Below are 20,750 nucleotides of genomic sequence, written 5' to 3' on the forward strand. Positions count from 1 at the left end.
TTTGATACGATAAATCATAGAAAGGAAATGCTATATACTCTCGCCAAATTCCACGTATATATAGCAATAATAACAATATGACAACTAAGATCAAAAATAGTGGCTCGATCAAACGTGGGCGCTTTTTCAAAAAATTTTTTACCTACTTTTACATGGTAACTCTCAGTGTCGTTATCTTATATCCATTACTTATCACCTGCTTGACTGCCTTTAAGGACAGCGAAGTCCAAGCTTTCACTTTAAACTTCACAGGTCCTTGGACACTAAATAACTTTTCAGAACTATTTAGTGCTACCTTATACGGTCGTTGGTATCTAAACACCTTAGTCATCTCGTTTTTTACGATGGTGATCCAAGTAGCCGTTGTGACTTTAGCCGGATATACTTACAGTCGTTACAACTTTGCTGGTAAAAAATGGTCTTTGACTTTCTTTTTAGTAGTACAAATGGTCCCGACGATGGCAGCTTTGACCGCCTTTTATGTTCTAGGGATGCTCATCAACGGTCTTGATCACTACTGGTATTTAACTTTGATATATATTGGTGGTGGGATCCCAATGAATACTTGGCTGATGAAAGGCTACTTTGACACTGTTCCATATGATTTTGATGAATCGGCTAAATTAGACGGCGCAGGTAACTTCACCATTTTTTGGAAGATCGTGATGCCTTTAGTCAAGCCGATGATCGCTGTGCAAGCGTTATGGGCTTTCATGGGACCTTTTGGTGATTTCATGACTGCCAAGTACTTACTACGCGAAGATGCCAACTTGACTGTTGCCGTAGGATTACAACAGTTCATCCAAGATCCAAAAGATCAACAGGTCGCACTCTTTGCCACTGGCGCGATCTTGATCGCAGTACCGATCTGTGCTTTATTCTTTTATCTACAAAAATATTTTGTCACTGGCTTGACCGCTGGTGGTGCCAAAGGTTAAAACGAGGTGTGTCTAATGCGTGAATTATTTCCGTTCAATTATTTTTATGCTCAACTAAGTCCAAAGAAGATGTTTGCTGGGCGTCATACGCTAAATTGGGCTCAAATGCTTTTAGTCTTGCTTTTCTTATTAGCTTTGAACCTATTAGCGATCCCCTTTTATTTTCAAAAGCAAACAACAGTTGAGCTTAAAAACTATCTCCCTCGAGTAACAGAGCTCTTGCAAAATAAAAAGCTCCAACAAGTGGCACACCAAACTCCATTTAGAAATGGAAGTTATTCATTTACCAAAAAAGAGATCATCTTTGAAAAGCAAAATAAATTGATCGCTTTGGACGAAACGACAACTACAGCCAAAAAATATGCCGTAGCTATCATTTTACAACCACGCTCTTTTATTTTTCATGAAGGTAGTCAGACTTATCGTATCTTTTACCAAAGAAGTTTTCCGCCTAATAAAGGAGACATAGCTAACCAGCTAACTAAGAGTTGGTATCAACAAAATAAAGCCACGCTCACCTTCTCGATGATGGCGCTCGTCTTAACGATCATGTTGGTGACCGATCTGATTTTTATTTTAGGTGGAGCTTTCTTTTTATGGCTCACCCGTAATAGTCCCTTAACTGATATCACGACTTTTAAAGAAGCGACTAACTTGATGCTAAACATCCTAGGCCCAGCAAGTTTGCTTTCCGCTTTTTTGGGGTTTATCTCATTTAACATCGCTAGTCTCATGTTACTACAAACATTTGTGTTAGCCTTGTTATTTATCCTCGTTTACGCTCAGACACACTTTAAAGACCAATAAAAAGAGGCACCAGACCTGCGCTAAAGGTTTGGTGCCTCTAATATTATTGATCAAACATACTTGCATACTGTTCCATCCTTCTGTATTTGTGAGATCAATAGTCCTTCTTTACATTCAGCTAGTTTCATATATATGTGACCAGTTTTATCATAAAAAGAAGAATTACCACAAGAAAGCCAATTACCAGTCTTATCAGCGTAATTTACGACAGCTGATAAAATATCATACTTACTACTTATTTGACTAAAATTGTGTTCCATTTCCTTTTTCCCTTCCCCTCTGCTATATAAGGAACTCCCTATAAACATATCTATTCCTCTATCTTTTAAAGCCGTTATATGCTCTGAGTGGGCAGAATCAAAACAGATCCCTATGCCTATACGGAATCCCTTAATGGTGATCAACTTTGCTACCGTCCCTGGCGTAAAGAACTCACTTTCCATACCATATAAATAATTTTTTGAAATTATCTCTTCTATATTCCCTTCACAGTTAATATACAGAGCAGAAATATAAACTCTATTTTGAATCCTAAGAGGCAACCCTATTAAAAAAGAAATGTCATTTCTTTTAGCCATTTGACAAAGAGATAAAATGCGTTCGTCATTAATTTCCAAAATATTATTTTTTTCCATAATGTAAGGCAAATCATATCCTGTTAAAAATAGCTCTGGAAAGACCAAGAAATCAACTTTTTTCTGGGATGCTTTTTTTACTATTTCTTCAATTTTTGACATTGTTCTATTTATATGGTTTAAATCATTATCAAATTGGGCTAAAGCTATTTTTATTATTTAGTTGCACATATCAATCTTCCTCTGCTCTATAATATTTTTAAATATTTCAGGATTTGTTAAATTATAGTAATATCCACCTGTTTAACACTTTCTAGTATGGTTGAAAACTCTATACTAGTTTTTTAGTAAAAAACACTTCCCACATTTCTATAGGAAGTGTTTTACGGGTCATCCATATCAGTTGACAGACGCTCAGATAAAATAGCTCCGAACGCATTTAGCTCATCTAGGCTTAACCGCGATAATTGATAAATTTATCACCAGCTAAGTTCTTGTAGTAGGCACTCATCGTTGTTTGGTAGTATGGGTAGACCCAAATTGCCGCGATCCCAAAGGTTACTGAAACAAGCAACCACCAACCGATAAAGCTCAACTGTAAAACAAACATTTCAAATTTATGCCCGTTCATCAATTCACGACTAAGTGTGATGTAATCGAGATAATTCAAGTTGTTAGCTTCACCTTTTTGATTCACATCTTTATAGATATAGTATGTTTGTGAATAAGAATATCCCTTGATGATCCCTGGGATAACAAATAATAAGGACCATAAGAAAGTAAAGATCGCTTGTAAAATATACAAGACTAAGACTGGCACAAAATATTTACGTGAAAAGATCGAAAACATCCCACGGACTGGACTAAAATCATTGTTCTTAGTCCGCAACCAATCAAGTGTCGTATAAGCGATACCTGTTGTGATCAAAGCCATGATCAAACCACTAAACAATTGGCCACCGCTGTTAGCCGCACCATTACTTGTCGTTTCAGTGAGCGAAGTTTCCCCACCAGAAAAAGCTCCACTTTGGACCAAAAATGCGAGTACTACAGCTAAAAGCGCAATAATGATCCCTACCACTAAGGAACCTAGGATCGGAATAATATTTAATAAAATAGCTTTTCCCCAGTTACCAGCAAGCAACTCACGCGCCTCAGCTTTAAGTTCGCCTCTAGTTTTCATTAGAAAAAACCTCCTAAATTATTTTATGCTTACTATTATAATACAAATTTAACATAAACAGCAATAAAAACTATTGACCACGGCCTTTTTTAGACTTTTCGCCGTCTTATTTGCCAAGCATACCAACCAAATGTGCTCAAAAATCCCAATAATGCTCCACCACCCCATGCTATAGCTAAACCAAAATGATCTGCCAAAAAGCCATTCAAGGCTAACGCTAGCGTCGTCGCCAAGGCTTCTAAGGTGTTATTGACTGAGACCCACGTCGTACGTAAGTCATCGGTGATCTTTTCATGTAATAACTTAGTTTGCAATACCTCAGCTGAAGAACATAAAGCAACATGGAGCCACATAAAAATGAGCGCCAGATAATAAGGGCTATATATCATTATCCAAACACTGATACAAAGCGCTAACACATGGGCTAAAAAAAGCTTTTCGGCTTGCAAGTTCAGTCTGACCAAAAAGCCAAACACTATTGCTCCTAAAATAGCGCACAAGTTGATCCCTACCAAGATCAAGCCTGTTTTGATCGTAGTTCCATGTTGAAAATAAAGTTGCCACTGATTATACGGTCCAACTGTCACGAAAGTTAATGGTAAAAATAAAACAAAGGTCTCAAATAACGGGTGCTTCTTTTGCCAAACATTATGGTCAAATTTAACTATCTTTTTGTGTGGTTTAGACTCTGGCTCAAAACGTGTCAAACTTAAAGCCAAGACCCCTGTAACATATAAGATAAATGCGCCACAGATCAATGGTACTTTTAGTTCAAAATTCCCCAAAAAATCAGCTCCAAAATAGCCCCCGATAAAACTTACCAAGCTGACTAACATATAATTATGTGAAAATAACTTATTTTGATCAAGATCTGTCTTTTTCGTTTTCTCAACGATCCAAGCAGTTAAAGTTCCTGAATAAAATGAATCACCGACTGCCGTTAAAATTGCACTTAGCACTAAAATCGTCAAATTATGCTCAAAGAGTGCTAAAAACAATAAGCCACTCCCGCGAAATAAGGAACTTAAAAATGTTAATTTCAAAGCACCAAACATGTCTGCGAGAAAACCAGATGGGATCTCAGTCAAACATGTGACCAGCCAAAAAAGAGCCAAAAATAAATTGATCTGCCCATAACTATATCCGACTTGCTTCATATAAAGATAGATCGTCCCAGCCCATAAGCTTAGCCCTAAAGCATACAGCGCTGAAAGTCCCTGATAGCTCAAAACATCATATCTGATCGTGTTATTATTTCGCATAGGCGCTCCCCTTAAACATCCCCAATAGTCTCTGATAAAGCCGAATATACGCCTCATTTTTAGAAATGTAAACCAAAATATCAATAAAAAATGGCCTAGTCACCATGAGCTAAAATATACTCATGGTAGCTAGACCACTTTTAAATACTTATTTTTACTTTGTACTCATTTTTTATTCAGCTGTGATCGCGATCAAGTTGTCACCGTGTTTTACTTCGTTGACATCGATGCGTTCAACACTTGCATAGTTCATTGTGTTCGTTACGATCACCATTACCGTTGTGTCGTAACCAGCTTGCTTGATGGCTTCTAGATCAGCTGTCCCTAAAACGTCACCCTTCTTGATCTTTTGACCTTGATTTACGTTAGATGTGAAATGTTGACCTTTCAAGTTGACCGTATCGATACCCACGTGGATCAATACTTCTGCACCTTGATCTGTCTTGATACCATAAGCATGCTTTGTTTCATAAGCTACTGTGATCTCACCATCTGCTGGAGCATAGATCGTACCGTCAGCTGGCACAACTGCCGCACCATCACCCATCATCTTAGTGGAGAATACTTGATCGTTTACTTCGCCTAGATCGATGGACTTACCATCAACGGGTGAATCAACAACTTGATTTTCGACCCCAGAAACTTTCTTAGCTTCTGTTTTTGCTTCTTTAACTTCTTTTGGTTCGCTTGGTGCAGCCACTGGAGCTGGATTCAATAATTCACTGTGGCTCTTACCATAGATAAATGTCAAAGCAAATGCGATCGCAAATGAGATGAGCTCAGCTACGATATACATTGGGATCGATGAAGCGTTGATCGATAAGAAACCAAGGAAACCAGCGGAACCTAGGGAAACGGCAACAACATGCATCAACCCAGCAAACATCGCTGCAATACCTGAACCGATCAAAGCACAGAAGAATGGGAATTTATACTTCAAGTTGACCCCAAACAAGGCTGGTTCTGTGATCCCAAGCAAAGCTGAAACGCCAGCTGAAGATGCAAGACCTTTCATCTTCTTGTCTTTTGTCAATGTCCAAACAGCAAATGTTGCCGCACCTTGCGCAACGTTAGCCATCGAAGCTACAACGAAAATAAAGTCACCCGCGCCTTTACCGTTACTGAAGGCTGTGATAAGTTGGGTCTCGATCGCAGGGAAACTTTGGTGTAACCCAGTCAATACGATAGCTGAGTAAGTAAGACCAAAGACACCCATCCCGATAAAGCTCGTTGTGTCGTATAACCAAACGATACCATTGGTTACCCAATCAGAAACTGTCTTCATTGCAGGCCCAACGATCGTAAAGGTCAAGAATCCTGTTAACATAACTGCGATCAATGGTGTAAAGGTGAAGTCAACTGCTGCTGGTAAACGTTTATGTAACCATTTTTCTAAAACAGACAAGATCCAAACTGCTGCTAAAACTGGAATAACTTGGTAGTAGTAGTTATTTTGCATAACTTGCATTCCAAAGATATCCCATGATTTACCCGCCATCAAGTCTGGACTTGTCATGATCATCCCGATCGCTGCCCCGAGGTATTGGTTAGCCCCGAAACGTTTAGCAGCCGAGATCGCAACTAAGATCGGCATAAAGATAAATGGTGCTGCCGACATCAATTGGATCATGCTAGACAAACCTTTGATCATTGGATTCATTTCCACGATCGCTTGTGGTCCAAATAAGCCTTTAGATGTCAAGAAGTTGTTCAAAGCCATCAACAAACCACCCGCAACTAAAGCTGGGATGATCGGAACAAAGATATCAGATAAGAGCTTGATAAAGGCCATGATCGGATTGAACTTCTTACCTTGTTCAGCGATCTTCTTTAGATCTTCGGTCGAAGCTTCCTTCAAACCGGTCTCTTTGATCAATTCATCATAAACAAAGTTGACATCCCCTGGTCCAATGATGATCTGATATTGGCCATTTGTTTTAAAGGTCCCCTTAACGTCTGGATTGTTATCCAACGCTGCTTGGTCGATATTGTTATCGTCTTTTAAGACTAAACGCAAACGGGTCGCACAGTGGGCTGCTCCCACCATATTGTCGCGACCGACCGCTGCGATGACGTCTTTTGCCACTTTTTTGTGATCCATCGTAAACACTCCTTTTTGTAAACGTTTTACATTTTCTATATTTATTATAATAGCGTATTTCAAAAATATGTCAATCGTTTATCACAAATTTATTTTAAAAAATTTAAACTTAGAAATTTATTTCGATATATTATGATATACGTTTGACACAAACAGGTGTAAAAGTTAAAATTCAATATATAGACAACGTTTTCAAAAACGCTTAAAAAGAAGGGATATTCAACTATGGAATGGACACGTGAAACGCGCTATCGGGCATATGCCGACTGGAGCGCCGAAACACTCTTAAAATTACAAGCACAAGCAGCTAATTCACAATACCAAATGGGTTACCATATTCGCCCAAGTTCAGGTCTTTTAAATGACCCTAATGGTTTTTCATATTTCAACGGCCAATGGCATGTTTTTTATCAATCATTTCCATTTGGTGCCGCTCATGGTCTTAAGTCGTGGATGCACTTAGTCTCCGATGACCTAGTGCATTGGAAAGATCTCGGCCTAGCGCTTGCACCAGATACAAAATTTGATAGTCATGGTGCTTATTCTGGTTCCGCTTTACCTATCGATGATAAATTATTCTTAATGTACACTGGTAACCATCGTGACAAAGATTGGATCAGACATCCATTCCAACTTGGTGCTTGGATGGATCAAGCTGGCCAGATCACAAAATTAGACGAACCATTGATCACACAACCAGATCATACGACTGATCATTTCCGCGATCCGCAAGTTTTCAAGCACCGCGATCTCTACTATGTTATCTTAGGCGCTCAAGATAAAGAAACTAAGACGGGTAAGATCTCCCTATTCTCATCTAAAGACCTTAAGGATTTCACCGATTTGGGCTATCTTGAATTCACTGAAGACAACATGGGCTATATGATCGAATGTCCTAACTTGATCTTTGTCGATGACAAACCACTTTTGGTCTTTTGCCCACAAGGTTTGGACAAAGATGTCGTAGCTTATGACAATATCTATCCTAATATGTATCTTCTAGGTGAAGATGTTCAGCTAAACAAAGCCAAATTTGAAGCTGGAACTAATCAGATCCAAAATTTAGATGATGGATTCGATGTTTATGCCTCCCAAGCGTTCAATACCCCAGACGGCAAAGCTTATCTGATCAGTTGGGTCGGATTACCTGACGTTTCATACCCAACTGATGAAGAAAACTGGGCTAGTTGCTTGAGCCAAGTCAAAGAACTTTCCTTAAAAGATGGCAAACTCATTCAACGGCCTGTTGTTTCCATGGCTGATCTGCGTGAAAAAGGCACTTCGCTCCAAGCAGCTAAAAAAGTTAATGCTAAACAGCAAATAATTGCTGAAAGTGGCGAGCAATATGAGTTAAAATTGACTTTAGATACTGACCAGAATGGTACCCTCCATTTAGCTGGCAATGATGACCTTAGCCAAAGTTTGAAGCTTGAATTCTCAACTGGAAAAGACGCATATTTGACGGTTTCACGTGCAGATAGCGGCGCACAATTTGCAACTGAATTTGGTACAATGCGCACCATTGCGCTCCCAGACCAACAAGCGCTCGACCTTGAGATCTTTATCGATCACTCGCTTTGTGAAATTTTTGTCAACGGTGGTGAACATGTGCTGACTTTACGTTTCTTTGCCGAAGCTGGCAATAAACAGATCGCGCTTACTTCACCAACTGAGGCTGCGTTAAACTATCGGGGTACTTTTTGGAAGCTTAAAAGCATCTAGAAAGGATGGAGCCTATGCGTCCCAAATTAACTGACGTCGCTAAAAAAGCGGGCGTCTCTGTCACAACCGTTTCACGTGTCATCAATGACTATGGCTATATCAGTCAAAAGACCCGTGATAAAGTTTTTGCTGCGATGGAAGAGTTGAACTACCAACCTAACTCATTAGCACGCTCTTTACACGGTAAGAGCACTAATTTAGTTGGTCTGATCTTTCCTGCGATCACCAATCCTTTTTTTGCTGAATTAGTCGAAAAGATCGAACAAAAGCTCTTTTCAGAAGGCTACAAGGTCATCTTGTGTAATGCTGGTTCAGATAAAGAAAAAGAACGCGAATACCTAAAGATGCTCTTAGCTAACCAAGTCGACGGGATCATCGCTGGGGCACATAACCTCGGGATCGACGAATACAATCGCGTCGGTTTACCGATCGTTTCATTTGACCGCAAACTCTCAGAACAGATCCCGATCGTCTCCTGTGATAACTATGCTGGCGGCAAGCTGGCGGTCCAAGAACTCTATAATGCGGGCGCACGTCACATTTATTTCCTGGGAAATCCGCACCAACAAGGTAACCCGACTGATCAACGGCTAGCAGGATATTGCGATACGCTAGAAACTTATGGCTTAAGTCGCCATATCCATACGGTGAGTTTTTCAGAGTCACCTTCGCTCAAGCTCTTTTCGATCAAACGGCTCTTGCAAGAAAGTGTCGCTGACGGGATCGTTTGTACCGATGATCTCACAGCACTTCTGGTCTTACAAGCAGCTAAAGAGTTAGCGATCAAAGTGCCCGAGCAGTTAAAGGTCACTGGTTTTGATGGTACGACGCAGATCCAGCTCTATCATCCTGAATTATCAACGATCGTTCAACCGATCTCAGACATCGCTGAACTGTTAGTCGAAGTCTTAAAAGCACGGATCAAGCAACCGACCGAACCACTCAAGCAGATGCAATATAAGTTGCCTGTGACTTTTTTACAGCGCAACTCGACTTCTAGATCAAACTAAAAAGGGTGCTCAACAAGTTAGTTGGGCGCCCTTTTAGTGTGGCCTTAAAAGGCGCTCTTAGTAACTGAACCCAAGATCAGTAAGCGCCTTTTTTACGCAATAAGGTATTTTTTGAAAAGGTGAGCATAAAAAAGATTCGACCGTCGTTTTTAAGCCTAACATCTGCTTTTCACAGATCGAATCATTTAGTAAGAGTAATAAGCTAAGCCAATGTTGATACCATAAATACTTCATATCTAGCTCTTGAATGTATTCATAGACTTCTCTTTTTGGCTTAAAATGTTTCTTGTTTACTAATAATTCACTATATAAACTCAATAAAACTTCGTAGACTTCGACTAGATAAGCACCATCATATGTATCCGCTAAGATCTGCTCTTCTAGCACTGACCGACAATGCTCTAGACTTTGAATATTCAATAGATCTGCTTTAAAAGCTAATAATCTCAATTCATCTAGCGACCAGACATCGACTTCAAAGAAATATTCATTGAAATACATTACATCAGCTTCTGACCTATTAGGACTGTAAGCTGTCTTCAACTGATATTTGAACCCTCGCTTATTTTGACTATCATTTAAGGGCTGTAATTGTTCGACTTTCAAAGTATGTTCTTTAAAACGATGCCAAAATTCCTCTGATTTTTTGATCTGCTCATTTTCATAAAAAAAGCCAAATTGGTGCAATGAAATATGTAAATTTTGCAACACTTTCAAAAAACTCTCCACCGATAAATTTGATTCCCCACGTTCAAATTTTGCCAAGGTAGATGGTGAGATAACATTTTTAGCTACTTTCTGTAGTGTCATCTTCTTGGAACACCGGATCTTTCGCACTAATTCCCCACAATTCATCAAAAGCCCTCCAAACCTTTTTTCTTTTTTCATTACTTAGACTATAATAAAAATCGCTCAAATTCAACCTTGACAAGTTGATTTAAGCGACTTTTAGCATACACTAATTTTTAAGCCATTACTCACCTTTGATTTCAATGTGACATACAACTGTAAAATGTTCTTGTGATTCAACAACCTCACGTACTGGACGCAACTTTTGTAGTTCTCTTGTATCCATGAAATTCACCTCCTTGTAATATTTCCTACAGTATAATCCAATTTCTGTTCATTTATATTTTTTGTTGTAATTGACAAAAATATGTAGATAATTCTGAATATACTTAGTGATTTACTATATTTTTTGTAATATATGCCATTTTTTATTTTTTCCTCTTTCTATGTGCTAGTATTATTACAAATTTCAAATAAGGTAGGCGTTAGTAATGCATCCTATTAACAAAATCCCTATCAGTTATGAGTATAACGGATGGTGTGGATCAAACTTTTATCTGCTTCCTCATCAAGGGTGGAAAATACATGTATCTGCAACAATCCAAAACTATCAAACTGTATTAAATCATGTTGCTTTTTTATCTCAAAAGCTTAAATTTTCTTTTAAATATGCATCATCTATCTCATTGATCAATTCACTACTTGATATACATGGTAGTCGTATCAATGGTGGAAAGTTAATAACGATTTATCCCCAAAATAAAGAACATTGTAGTCGCTTGTTATATGACTTATATCGTTTTTTGAAAAATTTTTCTGGACCGATCGTTCTTACTGATGCTCAATTTAAGGGGACTACAAATATTTCATACCGCTATGGACTTTTTGTAGCTACTGAAGAAAAAAATTATCTCTATTGCAATGGAAAAAAGTATTTAGATAAAAAAGAACCATATTTTTTATTGCCACCATTTATAGATACTGATCCCTTTGCTAAAGATGCTCTTGATCCTATTAAGCCAAATACTTTATGGGATAATATCTCTTTAGATTATGCTATTCAATTTTCTCTAGGAGGTGGGGTATATTTAGGCAACTATCTAAATAAATACAAAATTGTTTTGAAAGAAGCTCGTTTCGGCGTAGGAACTAATACAGGAACAGCTATTGATAAAAGAAAAAACGAACACTATATATTATCGCTACTCAATGGAAAGTATTTTCCTAAATGTTTGACAGATTTTTATAGCCAAGAAAATTATTATTTGGTTACTGAAGCTATCTCAGGAAAAACATTTTATGACTACTTTTCCTCTGTAGGGCCACTTGTTGTTGATATAGATCAAAAAGCACAGGCAATGACCGATTTTATCGACATTATAAAGAAAATCGGAAATCTACTTTCTTATGCACATAGTAAGAATGTGATCCTTCGTGACATCAAGCCTAATAATTTTATTATTACTAGCAAAAATGAAGTTTTCTTTGTTGATTGTGCAGATTCTGTCATGAATAATCAAAAAAAGTATGTAGATAAAATAATAACTCCAGGATATATTGTTCCAAGCAACTTATGTAATACTTTTGCAGAAGACTGGTTTAAATTAGCCCTCTTGATCATAGATGCTCTCAGTGGGATCAATCGAAATTTACCTCCAGCGACATTTACTCAAGTATGCTCAATGTTTAGTAAGGCGTTAGCTATTCAAAATTTCTCAAAAGATTGGGTAGAAATCATTATAGCCTTATCTCAAAATGATATTAAAAAATTTGAAGCATTAATAAATAGTCCAAGCTTAGGAAAATTAACTTTTCATCAACCTTCTCCTCAGGTAAAAGAATTAGTGATAGACGATTTTTTAATTCATAAGGAGTCCATTTCAAAATGGCTATATAGATCACTCGCCCCTGCTGATCAACTCTTATTCGATCAATTAACTAAAAGTAGCCAAAGTAAGGTCATAGCAGAACTAGATGTACTACTAAACTCCTTTATTATTAAAAAAGGACTAGCTTATCGTAAGGTAAAAGATAATTACTCTCCCTATATCTATGAGGGGGTCTCAGGTTTAGCCTATATCGTATTATACTTCTGCGATAAATATGATCTTACTGCACAACTTGAAACTTTGAAAAAATTCTTAGCTATGCTTAAAGGTCGTTATGTAAAAAGTGCAAACATTACCGGTGGTGCAGCAGGTATTAGTCTTATGTTGATCTACGCTGGTATAGTAACAAAGTCAACAGATTTTCTTCAATTAGCCTTATCTTGGGATAAGTATATCGATATCTTATCTTTTAAAGTAAGAGGAAGAAAAGTATGGTGTAATGGGGTATTGTCTAATAAATATAACTCTACCCTTTATACAGATGCTCATGATATCCAAAAATTTCAACAATTCATCCATAATCCATACACATAGGGGGGAAACGTATGTTTTATAAATACTGTTCAAAAGTTAAAAGTTCCTTGTTTTTGGTGCTTGCTTTAGTTAAAGCATTCGAAGATGTTTTTGCTGCTTTTCTTGTGGCCCGCTACATCAACTTAGCTCAGACAAAAAACTATCACGAACTCTTGGCTTTAACATTGCTTGCTGTTGGAGGCTTCGCACTCTTTACCTTACTTGGTCTAGGCTATCGTAAAATACGAGCTTCACTTCTAAAAGACGTCAACGTTAGATTCAAAAATGATCTAGTCGCTTACTTACTTGAAACCGATAATGCACTTAAACTAGATATATCCTATCTGACAAACGATCTTAAGCAACTTGAGACTGCGCGGATCGAAGGCCAGTTAAACATCGTCTTTTACTCGTTCCAATTTTTGACTTCTTTTATCGCAGGACTAGTTGCCAACTTACTTTTAACGTTCGTCTACGCACTGACTTCGCTTGTTCCAGCTGCCGTTCAACGACTCTTTTCAAAAAAGGTCGAAACTTCTTCTGTTGCATGGCAAAAGAGCAACAGTGCTTATACTGCAAAAATCGAAGAACTACTCAAAAATCTTTCTTTGATCAAACTCTATGATATCCGAAAATTATTTTCTACTAAAATGGAAAAACCGATCTTAAACTTAGAAGAAGCATTACGTAAAATGAAGTTAAATATTGGCTACACTACTGAAGCATTGGTCGGGACTAGTTTTATCACAATGATCGTGGTCCCATTTTTATTAGGGATCTACCTGATAATGAGTGGTCATATCACGGTAGGTGTTTTTCTTATGATCGCTCAGCTTTCAAATAATTTCACCAGCCCTTTGCTCTCGATCTTAGAAACATTCAATACCCTTAAGACGACCAATACGATCTACCAAAAATATCTGACAGCTAAAAAAACTAAACGTACCCTGGATCTCCCTTCGGCGACAGATTTTACTTCACTTGACTTAAATCAAGTAAGTTATAAAGATCTCTACCATGAGCTTGATCTTAGTGTTTCAAAACACGAAAAGCTCCTTTGGACAGCACCGTCTGGCTTTGGTAAAACAACGCTTTTTAAGATCTTATTGGGTGAATTGACTCCAGACACTGGGACATATGAGTTGAACGGCGCGCCTGTCGATCGTGCAAGCGTCCATGCTTATTTTGCCCATGTCGCCCAAGAGCCACGCATCTTTGCCGACACCTTACGTTTTAATCTTTGCTTAGGTAAAGACGTTTCAAAAGAAAAATTAGCTCAAGTGCTTGATCTGACTGGACTAACTGAATTAGTCGCCCAACGTGGGCTTGATTCTTCACTAAAAGCAGATGGCTCTGATCTTTCGGGGGGCCAAAAACAGCGCATCGAATTAGCCCGAGCTTTGCTCCAAGAACGCCCAGTTTTACTAGTTGATGAAGGAACTTCCGCTTTAGATCCTAAACTCTCTGAATTGATCCATCAAAAAGCGATCGCGACCTTTGATGGGACCGTGATCGAGATCGCCCATAAACTAAGTCCAAAAGAACAAAAACTCTTTACCAAGACGCTTGCTTTAAATGAATTAAACAAATCCTGACTAAAAATGCCCCACACCGTCTTTTAACGCTGTGAGGCACTTTTTTATTCGATCACACACTCAACACCAAAGTGATCACTGATCAATGGTAATTTTTTACCGTCAAAGAGCACATGACTTTCCTTGACTTCTAATTGCTGGCTGACAAAGATAAAATCGATCCGTAAAGCCTTGTCGTTATTTTCCCAACCGTCGATATCTTGTAAGATCGTCGGTCCACCAGTAACTTTTTTAGCAGCTAAATGACTATCTTTTAAACCTAAAGAACTTGCTAAGACCAAATCATGTCCCAAAGTATTTTCCGGGTTATTAAAATCACCCATGATGACTAGCGGTGCTTGTTCATCTGCCAAAGCTTGCTCTAAGCGTTGCCATTCAGACTTAAAATCACTCTTCCACCAGGAAAAATGCCCACTGACGACACACAGTTCTCTTCCCGCAACAGTAGTCTTGGCGATCAATGCACGTCGCGTGTGATAATTATATTCATCATCTACTGCAGAGGTCAAAACACTTTTCTCTGAACTAAATGGTTGCTTAGAAAGTAAGGCAACACCTTCATGGTATTCGTCATATCCGATATGACTATATGCCCAGGTAAAATGATAGGTCAGTCCATGTTCCTTTAGATATTCGACCAACTTTAACGCATAATTATCCTCATGTAACTGATGTTGATTTTTTAACGTATATGGTGTGTTTAAAACTTTCGCTGAATCGATCCGTTGATTGATCTCTTGTAAAGCGATCACGTCATAATCTGCCTTTAAGATCTGTTTACCTAGCGTTTCTAAAGCCCACTTAGGATCTTCGCCTAACCAACTATGTGTGTTCAACGTTAAAAATTTTGCCACGTAAAATTCCTCCATAAAATAACTAAGCGACGCCAGATATCTGGGCGTCGCTTAGTTTTAGATCATTTAGACTTCAACTGTTCCGACAACTGTCTTAGCAGCTTGATGTCCTAACTTATCGATTTTGACTTCCTTGATATCCTGTACATTAGTAAATGCTACAACAATTGTATCATCTTTACCAGCAGCTTTGATCTTATCAAGATCAGCTAAGGCAAGCAAGTCACCAGCTTTAACTTTAGCTCCGTCATTAACTTTGACTTCAAATGGTTCACCATTCAAGCCAACTGTATCAAGACCCATGTGAACTAGGACTTCTAAGCCAGCATCCGTCAGCAACCCGATCGCATGCTTAGTTGGGAAGACACTAGTAACTGTCCCTGAAACTGGGGCATAAACATTTTGGTTATCTGGTTTGACCCCGAAACCATCACCCATCATCTTTTGTGAGAAGACTGGATCATTAACGTCTTCGATCTTGATCACATCACCGTCGGCTACGTTATGGATCTCTTCAGTCACACCTTTGAATTGGATCTTCTTTTCTTCTGTAACTGTGCCACTCATAACATCAACTTTTGGAATTTCGACACCAGAATCAAGTAAGTCTTGCACATCAGATTTCAAAATATCAGCCTTTGGTCCATAAACAGCTTGGACCCCTTCGCCTTTGACGATCAAGCCCATTGCGCCAACTTGTTTCCATTCTTCTTCAGAGCCAACTTTAGTACCATCTTTAACTGTAACACGTAAGCGCGTCATGCAGGCATCAACATCAGAGATATTTTCACGACCGCCTAGCAAGTTGATGATCTTGACTACTTGCGAGTTAGGATCTGCTTTACCATCTGCTGTTGTGGCTGTCGAATCATCTCCACCTAGATCGACACCATCGTAGTTACCATTACGTCCTGGTGTTGCTAAATTGAACTTCTTGATCATGAAATTAGCAATGAAGTACATCACGACCGCAAAGAGTAACGATACCCAAATAAAGTTGAAGATATCTTGCCCTAACCCAGCTTTTATGGCCATTGGTGAGCGTGTCAGCAATTCGATGTTACCAAAGGAATGGACCCGCAAGTTGATGAGGTCAGCTGTGGCAAAGGCTAGCCCTTGCATGATCGCATAAACGATATAAAGAGGTACGGCAACGAACATGAACATGTATTCAAGTGGTTCAGTAACCCCCGTCAAGAATACGGCAAGTGCAGCTGAGATAAACATTGAGCTATATTGTTTCTTCTTATCAGGATCAACGTTGCGATACATTGCAAGCGTTAGCCCCATTAAAATACCACTCGAACCGATCATTTGCCCAACTTTGAAACGAGCTGGAGTCCAGTGTGTCAAGACATAGTTGTACTTGTCCATGTTACCGGCACCCTTCAAGTTTACCAAGTCAGTTGTCCAAGCAAGCCATAATGGATCTTGCCCAAATACGTGGTGACCAGCTTGAGCGCCTGTTAAGATCTCATAAGTCCCACCTAATGAGGTGTAGTTGATCGGAATCGTCAACATGTGGTGTAACCCAAATGGAAGCAAGAGACGTTCCAAAGTACCAAAGAGGAATGGAGCTAAGAAACGAGCTGTTTCTTGGGAGTTAGCGATCCACATACCGAAACTGTTGATCCCATATTGGATAACTGGCCAAATAATAGCTAAAACTAACGCTACAACTGTAGAACGCCAAATAACTACGAAAGGTACGAACCGTTTACCATTGAAGAATGATAAAGCATCAGGTAATTTACGGAAGTTGTAGTATTTGTTGTAAGCTGTAGCCCCAACAAAACCTGCAATAATACCAACAAAGACACCCATGTTAAGTGCTGGTGCACCTAAAACGTTAACAAAGTAATCACTGACTAAGATCTTACTACCAAAGATGGTATGTACATAAGCCTTAGATTCTGCCATCATTTCAGCGTTAACGCCAAAAACAGTACCAGTTACAATGTTAATTAAAATAAATGCTAAACCTGCAGCAAAAGCACCGCCAGCACGTTCCTTAGCCCAGCTACCCCCGATCGCTAATGCAAAGAGGATATTCAAGTTATTGATAACACCCCAACCGAGCTGTTCAATAACCCCACCGGTCGTAACCAAGACGGTCATATTCGGATCGATCATTGCCAATGTCTTACCGATACTGATCATCAAACCAGCGGCTGGCATTACGGCGATAACGACCATCAAACATTTACCGAACTTTTGCCAAAATTCGAAACTGAAAAACTTTTGAAATTGCGCTTTCAACTACCTCACTCCTTTAAAAATTATCTCTAAATCGTTAAGTTATGCAACCGATTTATGCAATCGGTTTCATTACATTTTTTATTATAACGACTCTTCTTAAAAATGTAAACCTTTTCGTTTAATTTTTTTATTTTATTCTTTTAATTTACTCTCATGATCGACTCGTTGAGATAATTTTTAGCATTTAAGGTGTAAAATGTACATAAAGAAAGAAGTGTAACAATTGGAAAAAATTTTTAGTTTATTTAGCGACACGCTCAGCAAACTCTATCTGCTTTTACCTAATATCATTTTTGCTTTTATGATCGATGTCAAAGTTGGCCTTGGAACTTTACATACTGCATTACCCTTTATCTTACTCTATTCTTTTCAAAAGATGGGGGTCTTTACGTTAAATAGCTTTGGCAAGATCACAAATTATACTAAAGTCTTGCGGCTAAATCTTGGTGTAGCTTTAGGGGGCGTATTCCTTGCAATTATCGGAACGCTCTTTAAACAACAGATCTTATTAGACCTCAGTGGGATCTTAGTAGGGACAGGACTTTCTTGTTTACCAACGCTCATCAAAAAAGGGCTTTTGCTCAAAAGCAGTAAGCTTGGTTTAGTGTTCTCAATTTTGATTGCTTTGCTAGTAGGGGTAAATATTAAATATTTCAGCAATCTTTTCAATCTCTATCTACTGGCACTCTTATTACTCATGACGTTAATGGCTTCCTTTTATTTACCTGCACCTAAAACACAGATGCTAGCTCAGCTCAAGTTAAACCTGCGCTCTTTTGTCCCTGCTGGTATTATTTTATGTCTCTATGTAATGATCAGAACTTATCGTCAAACTGCTTTGATCGCTGATTTTGAATGGATGTTGATCTTTAGTGGGATCATTTTCTTGTTTTTTCTTTATCAAGATATCTTTCGCATCTATGAACAGACCTATCAATTTTGGTTAGGGGCATTGAAAAACTTTTTGATCATCTATAGCCTCTTTTGGTTCTTTATTCGCGGGCAAGTCTCACTGATCATCTGGTCTTTTATCATTTTGATGCTCAGCAATTTTTTAGGCACACTTCTCTATCACAAACTGGCCTATCCTAACGTAACTATCCAAATAGGGGCATTTTTAGGGATAGTCTGTGGGCTCTTATTGATGCTATCTTCTAGGATCTATCTTGTTGGTTACTTTATCACGGCTTTATCTGCAATGATCGCTGGTAAAGCTAATACAAATGACGGGCTTTTACCTGATAAAAGTGGCCAAATAAAAACACTTGGTAGTCTGTTACAACAAGTATGTTTAGGGCTGACGATCGAGCTAGTCTCGCTTTGGCAACTACATAGTCCAACTGCCTTGCTCTACTCTAACGTCTACCACCAAGCTATGCTAAAAGATAGCTTGCCAGCTTTCATAGTCCGTTTGATCTTGATCAGTCTTTTTATCATTAGTGGCAACTTGATCTTTTCATGGCACCTCTACCGCCTTTATTCAGCCAAGCATAACAGCCGTTGAGCAACTTAACAAAAGGCAGGTAATTAAACATAATGACTTGACTAAAACTTTAGATGATTTCTTAGGAACACATTTTATTTATACCTATGACAATGGGTGGGAATATGAATGGTATGCTAAAAATGACCATACTGTCGACTATCGGATCCACAGGGGCATGGTCGCAGGTCGTTGGGTCAAAGATCAGCCCGCATATATCACGATGATCACTGAAGGCGTCTATAAAGTTGCTTGGACTGAACCGACTGCTCCTGAGTTACACCCTCTGTTTCAAAATCAGATCGACTTGATAGCTTGTCAACTTGAATATCTAAAAAAACGAAAACACTTGCTTTTTGAGGATAGTTCCTATATCCAAGCGCATTTTGGACATTATCTTATTTTAAACCGTGCGATTGCTCGCCAAGAAGGGCAACTCAAATGGTTGCCTAAAACATATACTGACTTGATCGAACGCTAAAAAGATCGACTTCAACTACTTAGAGATGAAGTCGATCTTTTTTATCTATTATCCGGTTCCCAACTTCCCCGAAAGATCTTTGCTTTTAATTCATCAGCGGTCAAACTCGCATTATCTTCAAAACCTCTAAACGGATGAAGCGCAAGCAAAGCTGATTTTTGATAAGCTTTAGCCCGCTTTAAGGCATAATGTGTCAGTGAATCATCTTTGATATGCCGAACTAAACGAGCACTTGGAGCATTGGGATCTTGACCCGATATTGCATATCTTCGATCAATTCTTGATATTCAGGTCCTGCTTGGATCAGATCGACATAGACTTTTAGATGTTCGATCAATGCGATCGCAGCTTCTGATAATCGACTCTTTTTCGTCGGATCTTCTAAAGCGACGATCTCATTTCGTTTATCTGCAACGGCCAAAGCTTCACTGACTTCGCTCTTATTTAACGTTGGACTCATGATAAAATAACTTGCCAACAACCGAATAAAGCGCAAAGTCCCAGTTCTTATCCCAACATAGCTCGTTGGATCAAGGTCTAACATCCGAGGTTTTAAATATTTGATCCCATCCGTTGCCAAATTTTCCACATTATCGCCCTTAAAACGAACAGGGCCATGGAATTGCGCTGCTGTGTAGATCTCTTTTTTAGCCACAGCCCGCTTGATCCGCGCAAAATAACTTTCAACATCAGTGTAATCAGGTGTAAAGTTAGAGCCAAAACCGTATTTTTTGCTCTGGCGTAAACTGCGAACTGGATGTGTCAATTTATCACCTTTTTTAAAGTAATTCGCTTCAGCGATCGGACTCGCTCCAAATAAATACGTCAATAACCACCGATAACTCACGAAGCTTTTAATTGTTTATGCGAAGCGATCTTTGTTCATCTCTTGTTACATTTTGATTTTAAATAATGTCATAGACTTCTCTTAAAATATCATCTTCCGTTTGTTTTATCATATTATTCAATTATTTCCCCCCCACTTGAACAAAGTGTTCATCAAATAGCAGGATATACAAAAAAAGCCGCTAGTCAAATCGACTAACGACTTTGATCGCGTGGCAACTTCCTACCCTCGCAAGGGGCGATCCCCTAACTACTATCGGCGTTACAAAGCTTAACTTCTGTGTTCGGAATGGGAACAGGTGTAACCTTTGTGCTATCGCCACCACACTTTTTTGTGAGAACCTTGTTCTCTCAAAACTAGACAATATCTTTATCTCCGAAAACGCTACGTTTTTGACTTGGTTAAGTCCTCGACCGATTAGTAATGGTCCGCTCCATACGTC

At 38.7% G+C, this 20,750-nt stretch carries 16 protein-coding genes, 2 rRNA genes and 1 pseudogene (1 of these 19 cut by a window edge); 9 read left to right on the forward strand and 10 right to left on the reverse strand.

Annotation, left to right across the window (positions count from 1 at the left end; genetic code table 11):
• Positions 1-77 precede the first annotated feature (77 nt).
• A complete protein-coding gene (locus tag CPS94_RS07995) occupies positions 78-938 on the forward strand; it encodes a sugar ABC transporter permease (protein WP_089135663.1) in 861 nt (286 codons plus the stop codon).
• A gap of 15 nt (positions 939-953) precedes the next feature.
• Positions 954-1,745, forward strand: a complete 792-nt coding sequence (locus tag CPS94_RS08000) for a hypothetical protein (protein ID WP_112193553.1) — start codon at positions 954-956, stop codon at positions 1,743-1,745.
• A gap of 50 nt (positions 1,746-1,795) precedes the next feature.
• Here the strand turns inward: CPS94_RS08000 and CPS94_RS08005 are convergent, their stop codons facing one another.
• The 4 genes from CPS94_RS08005 to CPS94_RS08020 all read right to left on the reverse strand — a co-directional run bounded on the left by CPS94_RS08005 (position 1,796) and on the right by CPS94_RS08020 (position 6,866).
• Positions 1,796-2,482: a carbon-nitrogen hydrolase family protein gene (locus CPS94_RS08005; RefSeq protein ID WP_238145338.1), complete on the reverse strand. Its 687-nt coding sequence runs from the start codon at positions 2,480-2,482 to the stop codon at positions 1,796-1,798.
• Between the two features lie 292 nt (positions 2,483-2,774).
• Entirely contained in the window at positions 2,775-3,503 is a 729-nt protein-coding gene (locus CPS94_RS08010) for a DUF975 family protein (protein WP_112193557.1), read from the reverse strand.
• An 89-nt stretch (positions 3,504-3,592) separates the two neighbouring features.
• Complete coding sequence (locus CPS94_RS08015; protein ID WP_112193559.1) at positions 3,593-4,765, reverse strand: MFS transporter; 1,173 nt, start codon at positions 4,763-4,765, stop codon at positions 3,593-3,595.
• Positions 4,766-4,937: 172 nt separating this feature from the next.
• A complete protein-coding gene (locus CPS94_RS08020) occupies positions 4,938-6,866 on the reverse strand; it encodes a sucrose-specific PTS transporter subunit IIBC (protein ID WP_112193561.1) in 1,929 nt (642 codons plus the stop codon).
• A gap of 225 nt (positions 6,867-7,091) precedes the next feature.
• Between CPS94_RS08020 and CPS94_RS08025 the strand changes: the two genes are divergently transcribed.
• Positions 7,092-8,588, forward strand: a complete 1,497-nt coding sequence (locus CPS94_RS08025; protein ID WP_112193563.1) for a sucrose-6-phosphate hydrolase — start codon at positions 7,092-7,094, stop codon at positions 8,586-8,588.
• Between the two features lie 14 nt (positions 8,589-8,602).
• Positions 8,603-9,598: a LacI family DNA-binding transcriptional regulator gene (locus tag CPS94_RS08030; protein WP_004050688.1), complete on the forward strand. Its 996-nt coding sequence runs from the start codon at positions 8,603-8,605 to the stop codon at positions 9,596-9,598.
• A gap of 57 nt (positions 9,599-9,655) precedes the next feature.
• Here CPS94_RS08030 and CPS94_RS08035 read toward each other — a convergent pair whose 3' ends face one another.
• Positions 9,656-10,453 (reverse strand): helix-turn-helix domain-containing protein, encoded by a 798-nt coding sequence (locus CPS94_RS08035; RefSeq protein ID WP_162626424.1) that lies wholly within the window; start codon positions 10,451-10,453, stop codon positions 9,656-9,658.
• A 425-nt stretch (positions 10,454-10,878) separates the two neighbouring features.
• Here CPS94_RS08035 and CPS94_RS08040 point away from each other — a divergent pair, with 425 nt between their 5' ends.
• Positions 10,879-12,810 (forward strand): class III lanthionine synthetase LanKC N-terminal domain-containing protein, encoded by a 1,932-nt coding sequence (locus CPS94_RS08040; RefSeq protein WP_112193567.1) that lies wholly within the window; start codon positions 10,879-10,881, stop codon positions 12,808-12,810.
• Positions 12,811-12,821: 11 nt separating this feature from the next.
• Positions 12,822-14,384, forward strand: a complete 1,563-nt coding sequence (locus CPS94_RS08045; protein WP_112193569.1) for an ATP-binding cassette domain-containing protein — start codon at positions 12,822-12,824, stop codon at positions 14,382-14,384.
• A gap of 44 nt (positions 14,385-14,428) precedes the next feature.
• On the opposite strand, the gene CPS94_RS08050 is transcribed toward CPS94_RS08045, so the two are convergent.
• Positions 14,429-15,238 carry an endonuclease/exonuclease/phosphatase family protein gene (locus CPS94_RS08050; RefSeq protein WP_112193571.1) on the reverse strand — a complete coding sequence of 270 codons (810 nt, stop codon included), beginning with the start codon at positions 15,236-15,238 and terminating at the stop codon, positions 14,429-14,431.
• 66 nt (positions 15,239-15,304) lie between these two features.
• Positions 15,305-17,434: a PTS transporter subunit IIBC gene (locus CPS94_RS08055; RefSeq protein ID WP_238145408.1), complete on the reverse strand. Its 2,130-nt coding sequence runs from the start codon at positions 17,432-17,434 to the stop codon at positions 15,305-15,307.
• A gap of 286 nt (positions 17,435-17,720) precedes the next feature.
• Between CPS94_RS08055 and CPS94_RS08060 the strand changes: the two genes are divergently transcribed.
• From CPS94_RS08060 to CPS94_RS11805, 3 genes and pseudogenes are all read left to right on the forward strand, one after another.
• Positions 17,721-19,001, forward strand: a complete 1,281-nt coding sequence (locus tag CPS94_RS08060; protein WP_112193575.1) for a hypothetical protein — start codon at positions 17,721-17,723, stop codon at positions 18,999-19,001.
• 37 nt (positions 19,002-19,038) lie between these two features.
• Positions 19,039-19,260, forward strand: a pseudogene (locus CPS94_RS11800) (phenolic acid decarboxylase); the annotation flags it as partial.
• Between the two features lie 27 nt (positions 19,261-19,287).
• Positions 19,288-19,461 (forward strand): hypothetical protein, encoded by a 174-nt coding sequence (locus tag CPS94_RS11805; RefSeq protein ID WP_407936382.1) that lies wholly within the window; start codon positions 19,288-19,290, stop codon positions 19,459-19,461.
• 220 nt (positions 19,462-19,681) lie between these two features.
• On the opposite strand, the gene CPS94_RS08070 is transcribed toward CPS94_RS11805, so the two are convergent.
• The 3 genes from CPS94_RS08070 to CPS94_RS08080 all read right to left on the reverse strand — a co-directional run.
• A complete protein-coding gene (locus tag CPS94_RS08070) occupies positions 19,682-20,308 on the reverse strand; it encodes a hypothetical protein (protein WP_112193580.1) in 627 nt (208 codons plus the stop codon).
• Positions 20,309-20,517: 209 nt separating this feature from the next.
• Positions 20,518-20,634, reverse strand: a 5S ribosomal RNA gene (gene rrf / locus CPS94_RS08075).
• Between the two features lie 71 nt (positions 20,635-20,705).
• Positions 20,706-20,750: ribosomal RNA gene (locus tag CPS94_RS08080) — 23S ribosomal RNA — on the reverse strand (it continues 2,872 nt past the right edge of the window).

The organism is Ligilactobacillus murinus (assembly GCF_003288115.1).
Classification (GTDB): Bacteria; Bacillota; Bacilli; order Lactobacillales; family Lactobacillaceae; genus Ligilactobacillus; species Ligilactobacillus murinus.